Origin of the sequence: Gluconobacter kondonii (assembly GCF_002723995.1) — a bacterium.
Classification (GTDB): domain Bacteria; phylum Pseudomonadota; class Alphaproteobacteria; order Acetobacterales; family Acetobacteraceae; genus Gluconobacter; species Gluconobacter kondonii.
Genome location: NZ_BEWP01000010.1, coordinates 1 through 15699, shown reverse-complemented (window position 1 = coordinate 15699; position 15699 = coordinate 1). Strand labels below are relative to the sequence as shown.

General features: G+C 54.8%; 18 protein-coding genes. 8 read left to right on the top strand and 10 right to left on the bottom strand.

Annotated features, from left to right (window positions below):
• Nucleotides 1-46: 46 nt before the first annotated feature.
• Nucleotides 47-1000 carry a GlxA family transcriptional regulator gene (locus GKO01_RS11345; protein ID WP_063904064.1) on the top strand — a complete coding sequence of 318 codons (954 nt, stop codon included), beginning with the start codon at nt 47-49 and terminating at the stop codon, nt 998-1000.
• Between the two features lie 134 nt (nt 1001-1134).
• On the opposite strand, the gene GKO01_RS11340 is transcribed toward GKO01_RS11345, so the two are convergent.
• Together GKO01_RS11340 and GKO01_RS11335 are read right to left on the bottom strand one after the other, a co-directional pair.
• On the bottom strand, nt 1135-2100 hold the full coding sequence (locus GKO01_RS11340; RefSeq protein ID WP_077804065.1) for an alpha/beta hydrolase: 966 nt from the start codon (nt 2098-2100) through the stop codon (nt 1135-1137).
• On the bottom strand, nt 2097-3041 hold the full coding sequence (locus tag GKO01_RS11335; protein WP_099287161.1) for an MBL fold metallo-hydrolase: 945 nt from the start codon (nt 3039-3041) through the stop codon (nt 2097-2099). The genes GKO01_RS11340 and GKO01_RS11335 overlap by 4 nt, the downstream gene beginning before the upstream one ends.
• A gap of 77 nt (nt 3042-3118) precedes the next feature.
• Here GKO01_RS11335 and GKO01_RS11330 point away from each other — a divergent pair, with 77 nt between their 5' ends.
• Nucleotides 3119-4048 (top strand): LysR family transcriptional regulator, encoded by a 930-nt coding sequence (locus GKO01_RS11330; RefSeq protein WP_063904067.1) that lies wholly within the window; start codon nt 3119-3121, stop codon nt 4046-4048.
• A gap of 156 nt (nt 4049-4204) precedes the next feature.
• Here GKO01_RS11330 and GKO01_RS11325 read toward each other — a convergent pair whose 3' ends face one another.
• From GKO01_RS11325 to GKO01_RS11315, 3 genes are read right to left on the bottom strand one after another with little or no spacing between them, the layout of a single operon-like run.
• Entirely contained in the window at nt 4205-4495 is a 291-nt protein-coding gene (locus GKO01_RS11325) for a 4Fe-4S dicluster domain-containing protein (RefSeq protein WP_064275570.1), read from the bottom strand.
• A 20-nt stretch (nt 4496-4515) separates the two neighbouring features.
• A complete protein-coding gene (locus GKO01_RS11320; protein ID WP_077804063.1) occupies nt 4516-5424 on the bottom strand; it encodes an SDR family oxidoreductase in 909 nt (302 codons plus the stop codon).
• Entirely contained in the window at nt 5421-6131 is a 711-nt protein-coding gene (locus tag GKO01_RS11315; protein WP_077804062.1) for a TetR/AcrR family transcriptional regulator, read from the bottom strand. Before GKO01_RS11315 ends, GKO01_RS11320 begins: the two co-directional genes overlap by 4 nt.
• Before the next feature lie 215 nt (nt 6132-6346).
• On the opposite strand from GKO01_RS11315, the gene GKO01_RS16540 reads away from it, so the two are divergent.
• From GKO01_RS16540 to GKO01_RS11300, 3 genes are all read left to right on the top strand, one after another.
• Nucleotides 6347-6523 (top strand): transposase, encoded by a 177-nt coding sequence (locus GKO01_RS16540; protein WP_077804061.1) that lies wholly within the window; start codon nt 6347-6349, stop codon nt 6521-6523.
• A 181-nt stretch (nt 6524-6704) separates the two neighbouring features.
• A complete protein-coding gene (locus tag GKO01_RS11305; protein ID WP_063904071.1) occupies nt 6705-7553 on the top strand; it encodes an MOSC domain-containing protein in 849 nt (282 codons plus the stop codon).
• Between the two features lie 9 nt (nt 7554-7562).
• Nucleotides 7563-7865 carry a ferredoxin reductase domain-containing protein gene (locus GKO01_RS11300; RefSeq protein WP_063904072.1) on the top strand — a complete coding sequence of 101 codons (303 nt, stop codon included), beginning with the start codon at nt 7563-7565 and terminating at the stop codon, nt 7863-7865.
• Nucleotides 7866-8159: 294 nt separating this feature from the next.
• Here GKO01_RS11300 and GKO01_RS11295 read toward each other — a convergent pair whose 3' ends face one another.
• From GKO01_RS11295 to folE, 5 genes are read right to left on the bottom strand one after another with little or no spacing between them, the layout of a single operon-like run.
• Nucleotides 8160-8720 carry an LbetaH domain-containing protein gene (locus tag GKO01_RS11295; RefSeq protein ID WP_077804060.1) on the bottom strand — a complete coding sequence of 187 codons (561 nt, stop codon included), beginning with the start codon at nt 8718-8720 and terminating at the stop codon, nt 8160-8162.
• A 17-nt stretch (nt 8721-8737) separates the two neighbouring features.
• The gene (locus GKO01_RS11290; protein WP_099287160.1) at nt 8738-9901 is read right to left on the bottom strand and encodes an S-(hydroxymethyl)glutathione dehydrogenase/class III alcohol dehydrogenase; all 1164 of its coding nucleotides are present in this window, start codon (nt 9899-9901) and stop codon (nt 8738-8740) included.
• Nucleotides 9902-9937: 36 nt separating this feature from the next.
• On the bottom strand, nt 9938-11167 hold the full coding sequence (gene zigA / locus GKO01_RS11285; protein ID WP_099287159.1) for a zinc metallochaperone GTPase ZigA: 1230 nt from the start codon (nt 11165-11167) through the stop codon (nt 9938-9940).
• A gap of 13 nt (nt 11168-11180) precedes the next feature.
• Complete coding sequence (hisI, locus tag GKO01_RS11280) at nt 11181-11687, bottom strand: phosphoribosyl-AMP cyclohydrolase (protein ID WP_086649803.1); 507 nt, start codon at nt 11685-11687, stop codon at nt 11181-11183.
• On the bottom strand, nt 11687-12286 hold the full coding sequence (folE, locus tag GKO01_RS11275) for a GTP cyclohydrolase I FolE (RefSeq protein WP_233142725.1): 600 nt from the start codon (nt 12284-12286) through the stop codon (nt 11687-11689). Before folE ends, hisI begins: the two co-directional genes overlap by 1 nt.
• Nucleotides 12287-12460: 174 nt before the next feature.
• Here folE and GKO01_RS11270 point away from each other — a divergent pair, with 174 nt between their 5' ends.
• From GKO01_RS11270 to thrS, 3 genes are all read left to right on the top strand, one after another.
• Entirely contained in the window at nt 12461-13087 is a 627-nt protein-coding gene (locus GKO01_RS11270; RefSeq protein WP_158093578.1) for a DUF1826 domain-containing protein, read from the top strand.
• Nucleotides 13006-13551 (top strand): Fur family transcriptional regulator, encoded by a 546-nt coding sequence (locus GKO01_RS11265; protein WP_348537215.1) that lies wholly within the window; start codon nt 13006-13008, stop codon nt 13549-13551. The genes GKO01_RS11270 and GKO01_RS11265 overlap by 82 nt, the downstream gene beginning before the upstream one ends.
• 70 nt (nt 13552-13621) lie before the next feature.
• Complete coding sequence (gene thrS / locus GKO01_RS11260; RefSeq protein WP_086649800.1) at nt 13622-15490, top strand: threonine--tRNA ligase; 1869 nt, start codon at nt 13622-13624, stop codon at nt 15488-15490.
• Nucleotides 15491-15699: the final 209 nt, after the last annotated feature.

Sequence of the window (15699 nt, the reverse complement as noted above, 5' to 3'; positions counted from 1 at the left end):
CCAAAAGAGCATTTGACGAAAGGACAACGATCCCTCATTTCAAGCCATGACCAGACAGATCGGTATTCTTCTCTATCCAGACTTCCAGTTGCTCGACGCTGCCGGAGTGACGGCAGCCTTCGAGCTTGCCGGAGGATTTGGGGCGGCTCCGTATGAGATGACGCCCCTGTCCCACCATGGTGGTCTGGTCCGGTCGTCTTCCGGGATGACGATCGAGACGGTTCCGCTCGCGGCGGCAGGGTCGTTCGATACGCTTATCGTTGTCGGAGGCGAAGGCCACAGGCAGGCTATGAGCTGCCCAGAATTACTGAACTTTATCAGGCATCAGGCCAGAAATGCGCGACGTATCTGCAGTGTGTGTACAGGGGCTTTCCTGCTGGCAGAAGCTGGCATGCTTGATGGCCGTCGTGTGACGACACACTGGCAACAAGCCCCGGCCATGGCAGCACAGTTCCCTAAAATCCGGGTTTCGGCAGATGCCATTCATATTCATGATGGCCTGATCTGGACATCTGCGGGGATCAGCGCTGGCATCGACATGGCGCTGGCGTTGATTGCCGAAGATCTTGGGGCCGACATTGCCCGTCGTACGGCGCAGCAAATGGTGGTGTTCTATCACCGTCCCGGAGGACAGTCCCAGTTCTCGGCACTCCTCGAGATGACGAGCCCTCAGGAACGCTTTGCCGAACTGTTGGGATGGATCCGGTCCAACCTGGAACAGCGCCTGACCGTGGATATTCTGGCCAGTCAGGCCGGCATGAGCCCCCGAAATTTTTCTCGCAGTTTCCGGGCAGCGGTGGGGATGAGCCCCGCAAAAGCAGTCGAACGACTGCGTCTCGAAGCCGCACGCGAGCAGGTGGAGAGATCTACCCTCCCCATTGAAGCCATCGCCGTCATGACAGGCTTTCATGATCCCGAACGGATGCGACGCGCCTTCCTGCGGGAGTTCCATCAGCCGCCTCAGGCTATCAGGCGAAATGCTGCGGCCGAGGCGACCTGAGAGTGCTCATTTTTCCTGGACGAGAAAGCAGCTCGTTTTGCAAGCAATCCCGACGAGATCCACTTCAATGATGGATCGCGTCTATCCCGCTAGAACAGGTCAAACACGCGGCAGATCAGGACACTTCCTAGAATTTAACCCTTTGAATGAGGGGCAGTCCGCAGGAAGATCAGAATTTCTTCAAGCACCTGCCATCGGTTCCTTTCCATAACCACCATATGCGTTCCTTCCCCAATCTCCGTCCAGCGACGATACGGGGCATTGAGAAAACGTGGAAACAGGTTTCCCATCTGCTGAGTAGTTACATCCAAATCCCACTCAGCATGAAGCAGAAGAACCGGGACCGTGATCTTTTCGGGACTGTAAAACGCCTTCCCTGCGGACCAGTAGTCACGCACATCCTGAATGACACCCGCAGGCGCCCGGATCACTCCATCCTGCTCTGCGGGATCGCTCGCAAGAATAACTGCGGCCCACTGTTCAAACCACCCTGCTGGCAGAATCTCTTCGCGTTTCTGCTCAGGTGCGCCTTCAAGCCAGCGCTGGCGAAATGCCTGAACATTAAAGCGGCGATAAGCAGGCACTGGACCACCCGGATCCAGACGAGAAACCCCGTCATTGATCCATTGCGGTGCAATCAGCGTTAATTTCTCCACCTTGTCATTGTGAGCAGCCGTATATGCGCCGGTAACCGTGCCACCCCAGGACATTCCGATCAGGCAAAGACGTGGGATGGCAAGCGTTGCGAGAAGATAGTCAACAGCAGTACTCAGATCGCGTACTGCTGTTTCGGTCCTGACCTGAGGCAGCGCAGCTTCAGGTGCACCTCCCATTCCATCAGGACGCGTTGATCCTCCGAAGCCCCGCACGTTGAGCGCATAAACGTCAAATCCTTCCCGCGAGAGAACATCCATGAATGCCCCCTCCCCAACAGGAACATCGAAAAGACTTTCTGCCGGCAACGTCGCGCCATGCATCAGCAAGATAGTGCGCTGTGAACCAAATATCTGGATGTCTGCACGTCGTTTATGGCGCAGATGAAGCGAGATATTGTCCGTATCACTCGGAATGAACAGGTTTTCCATAAGCAGATTTGTCATCTGGCGTCTCCTACATTTAGTTGCGCAAATTCCCATGCAAAACCTTCTGGACGACGCCTGACATATCCGGCACCCGTTTCCGCGAAATGACTGGTAAAGCAGAGACTCCCGCTTTCCGCCGCTTCTCCAAGAAGCCACTGCCGCGAGCGCTCGGCAGGCTGAACGAATTCGCAGTAAACGGACCGCAGATCCGGACGATAAACCTGCAGAGGATGGTGCATGACATCTCCTGTAAACCACGCGTCTTCACCATCCGACCGCAGCCGGATCGAGGCATGATCGATGCTGTGCCCAGGGGTCGGATGAAAAGAGAAACCTGCAAGAAGATCTTGACCGTCGATGATAATCGCCTCTCCCAGCCCGGCTTCGATAACGGGGAGCATGCTGTCTGTATAGACACGTGGGAGTGGGCGATGGTCCGGGCGCCCTAAGATCTCTGGAGGTAGGTCTGGAGCAGGGTCAATACCGTCATTGCTGGCGCCGTATCGGGCCTCAATCACTGAGAAAACATGACGGGCTTTCGGAAAGGTCGGCACCCATTTTCCGTTGTGCAAACGCGTATTCCATCCAACATGATCGGCATGAATATGCGTATGCAGAACGGTATCAACCTGCTCCGGTTGTACGCCTGCGGCTGCAAGATGTTCGAGAAACGACGTATGCAGATGATCCAGTGCCGGTGCGGCAGGTAACGGCTTGTCGTTTCCTGTGGCGGTATCAACCAGGATATTGAGACCAGAAACCTGAACAAGCCACGCATGAGTTCCCTGCGCGAGCCCACCGGTCACGGGGTTAAATGATCCTGGCGTCAAATACGGACCGAATATTGCAAGTGCCTCAGCGTCGATATCCGGATACAGTTTGTGAGGGCGCGCGTTATCCCAATGAAGTTCGGGAATACGCGTGACACGGGCGTCACCCACTTGAAAAGCTGCTGCCATGATTGACTCAATACGATTGTTTTACGTCGCATCAGACGTTAGGGTGCGCGCAAACATCATACAAATCGATTTGAAATATGAAACCCATTGATCATTTCAATCTTCGTTCCTTCGATCTCAATCTTCTGATTGCTTTCGACGCCCTCGTTTCAGAACGCAGCGTCACAAAGGCGGCACGACGCCTTCGCATTCAACAACCCGCAATGAGCCATGCACTCGCCACCCTCCGAATGTTACTGGACGATGATGTGCTCGTCAGAACCGGTGCTGTCATGCAACCGACCGCCAAAGCGTCAACCATGGCGTCACATGTTGCGGAGTTGTTAAGGCAGGCTCAGCACATCCTGATGTCTGAGGAACAATTTGATCCTGCGACGGAACAGCGCATCTTTCGTTTCGGCTTTTCGTCCGAACTTGAAGTCTTTCTGATGCCTAAACTGACGGCCTATTTGCAACGGCATGCACCTGGAATACGACTGCTGTCACGTGGATCTCCTCGGAGTGAGGTCTATACATTACTGGATACGGGGGCGCTGGATATCGCAGTTGGGTGTTTTGATTTCGGTTTGGAACGCCATTGTGGGGTATCGTTGTATGAGCAGTCTCTCGTCTGCTGCTTCAACCCGAAGCTGATCGATCCGGATGCTCCAATCACGGTTGAGCGTTATCTTGCATTGCCCCATGTTCTCATGACGCTGAAAGATGACATCCAGGGATGCCTGTCAGACGCACTGATGCAGATTGGTCAGGAACTCAACGTGGTCCTCGCTGCATCAGATTTTCTGACGGCACTTGCTGCCGCAGCAGCCGCCCCCGTTCTGGCTACGCTTCCCAGCCGGATCGCTCAGCAACATGCCGCGCATTTCGGTTTAACGATCCGTCCCGTTCCACTGAACTTGCGTATCCCGGCAGTATCGATGATCTGGTCAGCCCGGAGTGATCGTGATCCTGCCGCAGTATGGCTGCGCGATGCTGTCGCATCAGTATTGGGTAGTCATGTAAAGTGAGATTTTTAATGGGCGCTCAAAATAGCTATGACAGATAAATCTCTCCAGAAAGAGATAGGCTGTCATAGCTTCCCCAAAGCACGAGGAGTCATGACGACTTACATCAGCAGAAATTCTGATTATAGAAAAAAATGCGCAGTCATCTTTGTATGAACGTCAAATTTTTACCAATTTGATTGCGCGCTCAGGACATGCTTTCACACACAAACCACAAGCACGGCATTGATCAGCATGCGGGGTATAGGCGACCATCCCTCCGTGGACATAGCTCTTGATTTTGCCCACAAATGAAAGATCGCGATAATCGGACGGATCGATCTTGCGCACTTCAAACACGTCGTAAGGACATACGGCGACGCAGGCGTCTTTTCCCTCACAGCGATTAAAGTCTACGACCGGCATGACCCGTCCTGTTTGGCCGTCTTTCAGACATTTAGGTGTGATCATCGCTTTATTCCCTGACCCGCTCATTTCGCGCCTTGTTGTAAATGCCGACTTTGCCGCAGCTCCTGCGCGAACATCTCGAGCGTCGTTGTGGGCTTGCCCAGTTCCTGCCAGATTTTTTCGGCATAGAACGGATCTTCGTGATCCCCGAAATACGCAAACAAATGCGCGACGAACTTCATTTTCGGATTAAAAAGACCGATCATCCGCATGATCCAAAGTGGAGCCACGCGAATTTTAAGTGTCGGATCATAATTTCGGACAAACCGCTCCAGCGCCTGCCTGACGGAGATCGCTTCCGGCCCCTGTACGGGGCAATGTACAGGCATTGCCTCAGGATTCTGAAACGCCTCAATCACCCAGCGCGCATAATCGGCGGAGCTGATCCACCAGATTTTGATGTGTGTATTCCCGATCCACTGGAGCGCTCGACCGCTGATCATATTTGGGAGCAGGTCCATGAAATGGGTCGGCGCGAAAAACGTATGACGAATACCGGAATCCGCGATGATTTTGTGCCCTTCCATCCGAATAATATTGGGCACGATGTTATGTCTGATAGTGTTGAGCGCGGGAGGATAGGCGCCCAGAGCACCGATTTTAGCAATATAATTAATATTCAACCCTTTGATGGCGCTCATCAAGTTCCGCACACCCTCCCTCTCTTCGTAGAAGGGAAGCGTCAAATCCGCCGTGTCGGTCGCAAGGTTGAGATAGAGCGCATCCACCCCGTCGAGCGCCTTGTGCAACCCCGCAATGTCCCGCAGATCTGCCTGGGCGATTTCGACATTAGGCGGCAGTATCCTCCGAGCTTTGTCTGGCGAACGAACGATTGCCCTCACCTGAAAATGTTTTGCCAGTTCCGCTGCAACTGGCGCGCCAAGCCGCCCCGTTGCACCGATGACGCCTATAGTCCTGATCGGTTCCATCATATTTTCTGATCCATTGATATAATGATCATCTTGAGTTTTTTCGGGTCGTAATGCCGGTCTATGACGGCGTTCTGGAGGCCGAGCCCGCGCAACAGAAACCGGATAGTGTTCTCGACCAGCTTGTCTCGTGTGATGCCGTATTCAACGACCGTGATGTCGGGCAGGCTGATGAGATGCAAAGTATTCGCTAGATGATGGACGAACCATATCTCTGCATGACCGATATGAATGCCAGATTCGACGTCTCCCGCGTCTTGAGCCGCCCTGAATGATTGCGAAAAAACGCTGACCCACGGCTTTACATGCTGGTCGAGGAACGCCTTTGCGAACTGGCCATCGCCAAGCAGGCTGGCCGTCACAAGGCGTTTGGTGTCTTCGTGAGACTGCGCATCGCCAATACCGGGAAACACTGCGTGCACGAGTATGGCGACACCCATGACCAGTGTTTCAGTTGAAGGCGTCACCTCGGCGAGAATACGGCTGCCAACTGCATTCGCTTCAACGCAGTGAGTTTCAAGCGCCGCATAAAGCACGTCCTTGCTGGTAAAGTGCCGATAAAGCAAAGCTTCGGAAACACCAGCGGCTCTGGCGATTTCCTTGGTCGTCGCACCGTCCCGACCGAGCCGGGCGAAAATGGGAGCTGCAGCGGACAGGATGGCCTGCTTGCGGTCAGTCGCGGACAATCTGGAACGGCGTGAGGTCGGCATGGGTTCTCCTTACGGAAGGACGGTAAGTGAACGCTCACTTATATTCAAGCGCTTATTCCATTTTTCCGTATAAGATCAGGCTCGGGCGGGCATCGACGGCTTGAGAGTCTGTTTGGAAAATCGGTCTGATGTGATTCAAGCCTTGGATGTCGACGTCAGAACAGAGGGGCCGAGTGGCCAGGATCAGTTAGAAAAAGAAACACTATCCGTTTGAAATGCCAGGACTTGATCGTATTCTGGCAACAGAAGCCTCTGCCATGGCCGGACTTGCACCAATGGCTCATGACAATGGCGTGATGCATAGAAAACGTGTCATTTCAAGGGGAGGAAGATTTCTCCGTCAGCCCCTGTTTCAGGCAGGATTGGCAACTGCGTGCCATAAACCCTTCTGAAAGATGTTTCCAAACCCATGAAACAATCGGGTAAACCACACAAACTGGTGATCGTCGCTATCGTACGGCGTCTCATTGCAATCACCAATACAGTCCTCAAAACAAGGCTGCCATGACGTATTAGATCCGCCGCTCCAACATAGTTTCTAACATCTGAAATTTCCTCGCGAGATTATGAAAAATGACCAGATCGGTTCCGTTTATCTCCCGCATTCTGATCTTTCCGATTAAATCATTGGATCCGGTGGAAGTCACAAATGCGCGGGTTCTTACTAGCGGGGCCTTGGCAGACGACCGGTGCTGGGCTCTATTTGACGCACAGGGGCGTGTGGTTAACGGCAAGAACCACGCAGAGATTCATCGCATCCGCGCTGGTTTCGATCTTGATAAACGGACCGTAAGCCTACGAGATGACTCTGGTCGAGGTCTGCCTACTGTTCTGTTCAATCTTGATGGCACTGCAAGACCAATAGAGGCATGGCTAAGTCGGTTTTTCGGTTTTCCAGTCCACCTTCGGGCGGATACCACTACGGGACATCCTGATGATACGGATTCGCCTGGTCCGACTATCATCAGCGTTGCGACGCTAGAGACGATTGGAATATGGTTCGGGTTGCCAGTCGAGCAAGTTCGGGCCCGCTTTCGGACCAATATCGAGATCGGGGGCGTCCCGGCTTTTTGGGAAGATGCACTGTTCGGAGGACTTGGAGACGAAGTCGAGTTTCACCTTGGTGGCACAGAGTGGTTGGGAATAAACCCCTGTCAGCGTTGTGTCGTGCCGTCTCGCGATCCGCTAACTGGTCAGAGAGACAATGCTTTTGCCCGCCGCTTCGCAGAGTACAGGCGCCGGACGCAGCCGGCATGGTCTAATCCCGCGCGCTTTAATCATTTTTTTCGTGTAGCGATCAATACTCGGTCTGCACGCACCGGCGTTAACACAAGGATCGCACTGAACGATATCGTTACAACGTATAACAATGCAGCGGCATGCACGGCGTTGGAAGAAAACAAACGCCCCGCAGGATTCTGAGCGGGCACCATGTATATCATTCACGTGCGAGCCGAAACGCCAGATATCCGTTCGTTCAGACGACGCCCGCTGGTAGGTGAACGGCTTCCCTTCCGTTTTATAGCCGATCATCATATGCGTATTTGCGGCCCAGTTGCTATGGTCGCCGCGGCGCTTGTATTGTGTGATGAACTCGGGACTTCACCTGAACGGATCGCCTGTGAATCGTTCGGCGGCGTTCTGTCGCACGGAGATAACCTGCCGGACACCAAGGAATATCCGATCAGCTTCTCGCTATCGGGCACAACCTACACTGCAAAGTCAAGCTCATAAAAGGCACCATCACAACCGGTTGCGAAGTCGGTCTATCGGCGGCAGACAAGAAGGCGGGCTACATCCTGGCGTGTCAGGCAAAACCTCGTGGGCCACTGCTCATGGTACGATAGTGTCCACTTAGCAGATGATCGCCAGATATGCGGTTCCAACTGGATTTCCTGGCGCCCGTGGTGTTCACCGAACCGACAAACCGGAGGGCTCTAAAAACCCTCCGGTTTTTCCAGGAGAATAAGGTCCCCATTCAGCCAAAATTGGTTCGTACCTCTTTAATTGCGTCCCTTGACGGAAGTTTTAAAGTTGATTGGCTATACGTCGATAGGAGTGTGCCAGACTAACATTCATCTCCGCGACGCTCTCAGAAAATGCCGTCGCATCCTGAGTGACCTGCGTAATCGTCAATAGATCTGTATTCGAATGAATTGTTGTCGTGGACGGAATATAAAACTGCTCCGGCAAGACGCAGTCTTCGACAACGGAGTTATGCCTTACCACGCAACCCCGTTCGACCGTGCAGTTGAAGATCACGGAATTGAAGCCTATGAATACCTCGTCTCCAACAGCGCAGGGACCGTGAATGATCGAGCGATGTGCAATGGACGTGCGCGACCCGATCGTCACGGCCGCGCCATCTTTTGAGTGGATGACCACACCGTCTTGAATGTTCGACCCACTCCCGATCCGGATGGGCTCGACATGGCCGTCTTCATCGGCTTCATCGGCGCGAATAACGGCATAGGGACCGATGAAGACATCGTCCTCGACAATCACATGACCGCACAGGATCGCGGTCGGGTCGATAAAGGCGCTTTCAGAAACTACGGGGAAATCACCACGTGGATTTGGTCTCAGCATAGCCACATTTCGTCTCCTTAAAGATCGGTCAGAATTTTGCCAGGTAGGTCATTCGACATGGTTTCGCCCGGCTGATAATGCATGACAGAGCGAATGGCCTCTCCCCGATGCAGAAGATCAAATGCCGTATTGATCCGGTCATGAGTCATGTTGTGGGTGATGTAAGGGTCAACGCTAAACTTCCCCGCCAGCCATTCATCGACCATACCGGGTAACTGCGAACGCCCTTTTACACCCCCAAAGGCCGTGCCCCGCCAGACCCGTCCCGTGATCAGCTGGAAAGGCCGCGTCGAGATCTCCTCGCCAGCCCCAGCGACACCGATGACTGTGCATTCACCCCAGCCTTTATGGCAACACTCAAGGGCCGCTCGCATGACATCGACCCGACCGATCGCCTCAAAGGAATAATCCACGCCGCCACCCGTCATCTCCACGATAACTTTCTGGATTGGATCGGTATGATCGGTCGGATTGACGAGATCGGTCGCCCCCAGATTTCGGGCCAGCAGGAACTTCGCCGGATTGGTGTCGATGCCGATGATCCTTGCAGCACCGGCCATGACAGCCCCCTGAATGACGGCCATGCCGATCGCACCGAGACCAAAGACGGCCACAGTCGATCCCGCTTCCACTTTCGCGGCGTTCCGCACGGCTCCCATACCTGTCGGGACGGCGCACCCCATGACGCTGGCTTTCGCAAGCGGCGCCTCTTTGGTGATCTTCGCCACGGCAATTTCGGGCAGCACGGTATATTCGCTGAACGTGCTGGTGCCCATGTAATGAAAGATCTGGCGGCCCTTGTATGAAAAACGGCTGGTGCCGTCTGGCATCAGACCGAGCGCCTGTGTCTCGCGGATAGTCGAGCAGAGATTGGTTTTGCCCGAACGGATCATCGGGCAGTTCGGGTCTTCGGGAATATAGAGCGGAATGACATGATCACCCGGAGCAACAGAGGTAACACCTTTACCCACATCCTCGACGATCCCGACCCCCTCGTGACCGAGAATACATGGAAAACGTCCTTCCGGATCATGCCCCGACAGGGTAAACATATCCGTATGACACAGGCTCGTGGTCACGATACGGACCAGAACCTCGCCGTCTTTCGGGCCTTCGAGATTAACCAGATCGATCTCAAGCGGCATGTTAGGTTCCCACGCAATTGCAGCTCGGGTTTTCATGAAAATATTCCTCAATAATGGCGTGTGGTAATTCGTTCAGGCCGACTCAAGGCTTTCCGACTGGCGACGCCAAAGCGGAAAGGGATCAGGGAGGCGTGCATAGCGTGACGGCTCAAAAGGGGTGTCTCCGAGATCTGGAACAAGACAGGCATCAAGTTCCTGCCGAAGTCCGGATTCATCCATATCTCCATTGCCGATGAAGACGATTTCCTGACGACGGTCGCCGAAGACCGGATCCCAGTTTCCCAATACGAAGTCGCGCCACTGATCAGTATCCGGCCACTGATTTTTCGGGATCGCCGTCCACCACAGCCCCAGCGCCTCGCTCCGCACAAGGGCTCCGGCCTGACTCATTTCGCCTACCCAGTCCGGGCGCGTGGCCAGCCAGAAATGACCTTTGGCGCGCACGACACCCGGCCAGTTCCGGTCAAGAAAGGCCTGGAATTCCGCTGGTTGGAACGGACGGCGCGCACGATAGACAAAATTACGGATGCCATATTCGTCTGTTTCAGGAACATGGCTGGAAAAGCCGTAAAGTTCCTTGAACCACAACGGATGCTGATGTGCCTTGTCGTAATCGAAACGGCCTGTATTCAGGATCCGCTCAACAGGAACAGACCCCATGTCGGTCTCGATGATATCAGCGTCCGAATTCAACGCACGAATGATCTGCCTCGCCGCATCAACCTGATCCGATGTAGCGGTGGAGACTTTGTTGATCACCACGACATCCGCAAACTCGATCTGCTGGACGAGCAGATCGACCAGGGCACGCTCGTCGTCCTCCCCGGCCGTTTCACCCCGATCCTTCAGGAAATCGCTGGAGGAATAATCGCGCAGGAGATTGACCGCATCAACGACCGTCACCATCGTATCCAGCCGTGCGATATCGCTCAGGCTGACGCCACTCTCGTCACGAAACTCAAACGTTGCGGCTACGGGCAGCGGTTCCGCAATGCCTGTAGATTCAATGAGCAGATAATCGAATTTCCGCTCCTCTGCGAGCCTCCGTACTTCCTGCAACAAATCGTCGCGGAGCGTGCAGCAAATGCAGCCATTGGTCATTTCAACCAGCTTTTCATCGGTACGCGACAGATTGCTGCCGCCCTCGCGCACCAGAGCGGCGTCAATGTTTACCTCGCTCATATCATTCACGATGACCGCGACCTTATAGCCCTGGCGGTTATTCAGCACGTGATTGAGCAAGGTCGTCTTTCCCGCGCCAAGAAAGCCGGACAGCACGGTAACGGGAAGTTGGTCATCCATGGGGATTTTTCCTCTAAAGCTTTGTCGGGTTTGGGGCGTCGCCATAGACGGCGTGCGGATCGAATATTTTGTGCGTTTCGCAAAAGAGGAGTGCTGCCGATGATGACGGAAGGCCTTCCTCAGCAGTGAGATCAACACGCCGATAAAAACAGCTTCGATAACCCACATGGCAGTTCGCTCCTGTGCCCGCAGTGTGAACGCGCAGCCAGATCGCGTCCTGATCGTCGTCGATCCGCATTTCGAGGACATGCTGGACCAGCCCGCTCGTGGCGCCCTTTCGCCAGAGACACTGACGGCTCCGGCTCCAGTAATGCGCCTCACGGGTTGCGATAGTGCGTGCGAGCGCCTCTGCGTTCATGACGCCAACCATCATGACATCACCGCTTTCTGCGTCCGTTGTGACCACGGTCAGCAGTCCGCTGGCGTCGAAACGTGGGGCGAGATCGCTCCCCTCCTCGACCTGCTCAATTGAGACGCGCGACCCAAATGCCGTGGACACAGAAGATACAGTTGTGCCCATCACACGCCACCCATTCCCGCCATAGTGAAGAACTGGCGCCGCAGAGATTCCGACGTCTCGAACTCGCCCAGCAGGCGGCTGGTCACCATACTCACGCCTGGCTTATGTACTCCGCGTGTGGTCATGCACTGGTGAGCCGCGTCGATCACGACCGCGACGCCACGCGGTTGAAGCACGCCCTGGATTGTATCCGCGATCTGGGCCGTCAGTTTTTCCTGGATCTGTAGACGATGGGCGAAGACGTCCACGAGACGCGCCAGCTTGCTGATGCCAACTACCCGCTTGTCGGGCAGATACGCCACATGCGCCTTACCGATCAGCGGAATGATATGATGCTCGCAATGGGATTCCAGACGGATATCGCGTAGCACCACCATCTCGTTGTAGTTACCGCTCTCTTCGAAGGTCCGCTCCAGAAGAGCGACCGGGTCGTCATGATATCCCTCGAAAAACTCCTCATAGGCCCGCACCACGCGGTCAGGCGTACCGGCAAGCCCCTCGCGATCAGGATCATCACCGGTCCAGGCGAGCAGGGTTCGCACCGCCTCTTCCGCCTGAGCCCGGGTCGGCCGGGTTCTCACTTGCCGTGGAACGTCCATCAGTGTGTCCATTGAAGTTTATCTGCTATTGACTATGTTATGTTATAACGTAACCATAAAGACGTTCGCCACCTATCGTCAAGCTCGGGAACCATGCCCCCTCCCTCACAGCAACATTCTGTCTCGACGGATATGACTCCACCCGCGCGCGCGCCGAAGGAAAGTCTCGGCGCCATGCTATTCATTGAGAGCTGGCCCGCGCCAACAATCGACCCACCGGAAAACAGTACTCTGGGCCGTCTTGCACCGCATGTGGTCGCCTGTGCCCACGCGACAGTCGTGATGGATCTGCAGCGACCGGATGTCGATATGGTCGTGTGGGGGCGCCGGATTCCGGCAACATGGGAAGGAACTTTCACAAACTGCTCACAAGTCCCATCTGCTCTCACTCTCGCCGGCACACCTTCGGAAATCGCAGATTCCCTTGCAAACCCGGCTTTACATCAGGACTGGTCTCCCCTCATCCTGACTGATGTCAGGGACTTGTCCGCACTGTTCGGTGCGCTGACAGGAGGCGTCCGGCAGCACATCCAGCTAATAACGCCATCCCGTGGGGAGACTGCGTTCGAGTTGCCCCCCGATGCACTTCGGCTGATCTGCGCCTATGGAAGCGCCGGACCAGAGTGGTGCGGCAGTCAAAATCCAAAGAGTGGTATTGTCAGTACCCTGACACCGTTCGCAGTAGCGTTCATTAAAGGGGCGGCTGAAGGCAAACCCGGATGCCTTCATCGTCTCCCGGCAAATATCGCAAACGGTGCAAGGCCTGGGCCGGTCCTCGTGATGGATACAATTTCCCGATGATAGAGCGTGTCATGCCGCCGTCTCGCGACGCACGTCAAGGTTGCGATGCCTTCAAAAGGCGGGCCACGGCTTTACGGAATGATGTGCTCGACGTGCTGACGAAGGCAGATGTGCCACTCTCGGCTTACGACATCCTTCGGTGTGTCAGTCATCCGGATTGCCGACGAATCGCCCCGACTATGATTTATCGAGCTCTCGGAAAGCTGATCGCCAGCGGATTGGTGGGGCGGCTCGAAAGCCGAAATGCCTTCGTGCGGATCCGGGCAAACGATCCCTCTCGCCTTGTCTACTGTATCTGCGACCAGTGTGGTGCCGCGCAAGCAGTGGAAAATACACTATCCTGTCAATTGATCGACGCTGCGGCCGAGACCCTTGGATTTCAGGTCCGGCATCGGGTCATCGAAGTCCAGGGCGTCTGCGCACGATGCAGCGTCTGCCCGTCTTTCTTGCCGACACAGCAATAGCACAAGCTCCCGACACGCGCGCCCAAATGAACCGCGGCCCCTCGCCGCTCTTCTCCGTTAAGGCTCTCTCATGTTATCGACCACCATCTCTTCCCGTCCTTCATCCCACCAACCAAAGGATATGCTTGCCTGTCGTGCGGACGGAATTATCAACGATCTCTCCTCCACAGCTGGTGACCAACTGGCTGATCCTGTCTTCCGTTCAGACACCGAGGCGCTTTCCCTGATCCGCCATGACACAGCGCATGTCCTTGCGCAGGCCGTCAGTGAACTGTTTCCCAATACCGCGCTCGCGACAGGACCCGCCACGGAGCAGGGATTTTTCTACGATTTCGCGGCTGAGCACGCTTTTACTGATGACGACCTCATCCGGATCGAATCCCGCATGCACGAGATCATTGATCGTGATGAAACAATCGTCAGGGAAGAATGGGATCGCGAGAGAGCGCTGTCCTGGTGCGGGGAGAATGGACAGCCCTACAAGGCCGAGATCATCATGTCCCTGCCTGCTGATGCCACCCTGAGCTTTTATCGACAAGGCAACTTCGTCGATCTCTGCCGAGGGCCACATCTCGTCAGCACAGGACAGATCGGACACGCCTTTCGACTTCTCGGTACGGCTGGTGCCTACTGGAAAGGTGATCGCAGCAATCCAATGCTGCAGAGGATTCACGGAACGGCCTGTCGTGATGCCAACGAACTCGCCGCTTGGGAGCAGCGTCAGGAAGCAGCAGCACGGCGTGATCATCGTCGTCTCGGGCGCGAGATGGATCTGTTCCATTTCCAGGCCGAATCTCCAGGCGCGGTGTTCTGGCATCCGAACGGCTGGACACTGTTCCAGACCCTGCTCGCTTATCTGCGCGAACGTCAGAAGGCCGAGAACTATGTGGAGATCAATACACCCGACATCATGGATCTGTCGCTCTGGCAGGCCTCCGGCCATTGGGAAAAATTCGGGGAGAACATGTTCACCACTGAAACCGAAGGGCGCATCTATGCCCTCAAACCCATGAACTGCCCTGGTGGCGTGCAGGTTTTCCGCCAAGGCCTGAAGAGCTATCGCGACCTGCCCCTGCGGATGGCCGAATTCGGCAAAGTCCATCGCTTTGAACCGTCAGGAGCGTTGCATGGCCTGATGCGCGTACGTGCATTCACGCAGGATGACGCACATATTTTCTGCACACCGGAACAGATGGAGGCCGAGACGCAGCGGATCTGCCATCTCGTGCTTTCGATCTATAAGGACTTCGGTTTCGAAAATGTCCGTATCAAATTTTCCGACCGGCCTGACAAACGTGTCGGATCGGACGAGATCTGGGATCGCTCGGAGGAAGCGTTACAGCGCGGGGTCGAAGCTTCAGGTCTCTCCTACACACGCAATCCAGGAGAAGGCGCTTTTTACGGTCCCAAGCTGGAGTTCGTACTGCGTGATGCAATCGGCCGGGACTGGCAGTGCGGTACCGTTCAGGTCGATCTCAATCTGCCTCAGCGTCTGGACGCGCATTATATTGGCGCGGATGGAGAAAAACATCCGCCCGTCATGCTGCACCGCGCCCTGTTCGGTTCGCTTGAACGTTTCATCGGCATTCTCCTTGAACACCATGCCGGCCACCTGCCTTTCTGGCTTGCACCCATTCAGGTCGTGGTGGCAACAATCACCGGCGCTGCGAACGATTACGCAGTCGATCTGATTAAAGCGCTCCGCCAACGTGGAGTCCGAGCAGAGCCCGATTTGCGCAATGAAAAAATCGCTTACAAAATCCGCGAACACAGCCTCGCGAAAATACCCATGTTGCTGATCGTCGGGAAGAAGGAAGCACAGGCAGGCACCGTGTCTATCCGGGAATATGGAAGCTCAGAAACACCAATGTTGGATATGGACTCCGCTATCAATTTAATCTCCAAAGCATCAGAGTCTCGTTTAGCGCAAGTATTTTAGCTTGTAGATACGATTTCTTTGGTTTCTAGACATCATCAGGATAAATTATTATACGAACAATATTTACAATAATTTCTGCATTTCTAACTTCTTCCCGACATCGATTGCGAAGGCCCAATAAATATACAGAAACGCTTGATTATTTCTACGCAACTTAAGTCCGGGATCGAATACGTTAGTCTCGTGCTTGACGAACATTGAGAGGTAAG

Coding starts and splice junctions, on each gene's coding strand:
- hisI (WP_086649803.1), bottom strand. CDS start 11,687: ATGGGCACAACTGTATCTTCTGTGTCCACGGCATTTGGGTCGCGCGTC.
- GKO01_RS11320 (WP_077804063.1), bottom strand. CDS start 5,424: ATGATGGAACCGATCAGGACTATAGGCGTCATCGGTGCAACGGGGCGG.
- thrS (WP_086649800.1), top strand. CDS start 13,622: ATGTTATCGACCACCATCTCTTCCCGTCCTTCATCCCACCAACCAAAG.
- GKO01_RS11340 (WP_077804065.1), bottom strand. CDS start 2,100: ATGACAAATCTGCTTATGGAAAACCTGTTCATTCCGAGTGATACGGAC.
- GKO01_RS11330 (WP_063904067.1), top strand. CDS start 3,119: ATGAAACCCATTGATCATTTCAATCTTCGTTCCTTCGATCTCAATCTT.
- GKO01_RS11315 (WP_077804062.1), bottom strand. CDS start 6,131: ATGCCGACCTCACGCCGTTCCAGATTGTCCGCGACTGACCGCAAGCAG.
- zigA (WP_099287159.1), bottom strand. CDS start 11,167: ATGGATGACCAACTTCCCGTTACCGTGCTGTCCGGCTTTCTTGGCGCG.
- GKO01_RS11335 (WP_099287161.1), bottom strand. CDS start 3,041: ATGGCAGCAGCTTTTCAAGTGGGTGACGCCCGTGTCACGCGTATTCCC.
- GKO01_RS11270 (WP_158093578.1), top strand. CDS start 12,461: ATGCTATTCATTGAGAGCTGGCCCGCGCCAACAATCGACCCACCGGAA.
- GKO01_RS11295 (WP_077804060.1), bottom strand. CDS start 8,720: ATGCTGAGACCAAATCCACGTGGTGATTTCCCCGTAGTTTCTGAAAGC.
- GKO01_RS11305 (WP_063904071.1), top strand. CDS start 6,705: ATGACCAGATCGGTTCCGTTTATCTCCCGCATTCTGATCTTTCCGATT.
- GKO01_RS11265 (WP_348537215.1), top strand. CDS start 13,006: ATGCCTTCATCGTCTCCCGGCAAATATCGCAAACGGTGCAAGGCCTGG.
- GKO01_RS11325 (WP_064275570.1), bottom strand. CDS start 4,495: ATGATCACACCTAAATGTCTGAAAGACGGCCAAACAGGACGGGTCATG.
- folE (WP_233142725.1), bottom strand. CDS start 12,286: ATGGACGTTCCACGGCAAGTGAGAACCCGGCCGACCCGGGCTCAGGCG.
- GKO01_RS11290 (WP_099287160.1), bottom strand. CDS start 9,901: ATGAAAACCCGAGCTGCAATTGCGTGGGAACCTAACATGCCGCTTGAG.
- GKO01_RS11345 (WP_063904064.1), top strand. CDS start 47: ATGACCAGACAGATCGGTATTCTTCTCTATCCAGACTTCCAGTTGCTC.
- GKO01_RS16540 (WP_077804061.1), top strand. CDS start 6,347: ATGCCAGGACTTGATCGTATTCTGGCAACAGAAGCCTCTGCCATGGCC.
- GKO01_RS11300 (WP_063904072.1), top strand. CDS start 7,563: ATGTATATCATTCACGTGCGAGCCGAAACGCCAGATATCCGTTCGTTC.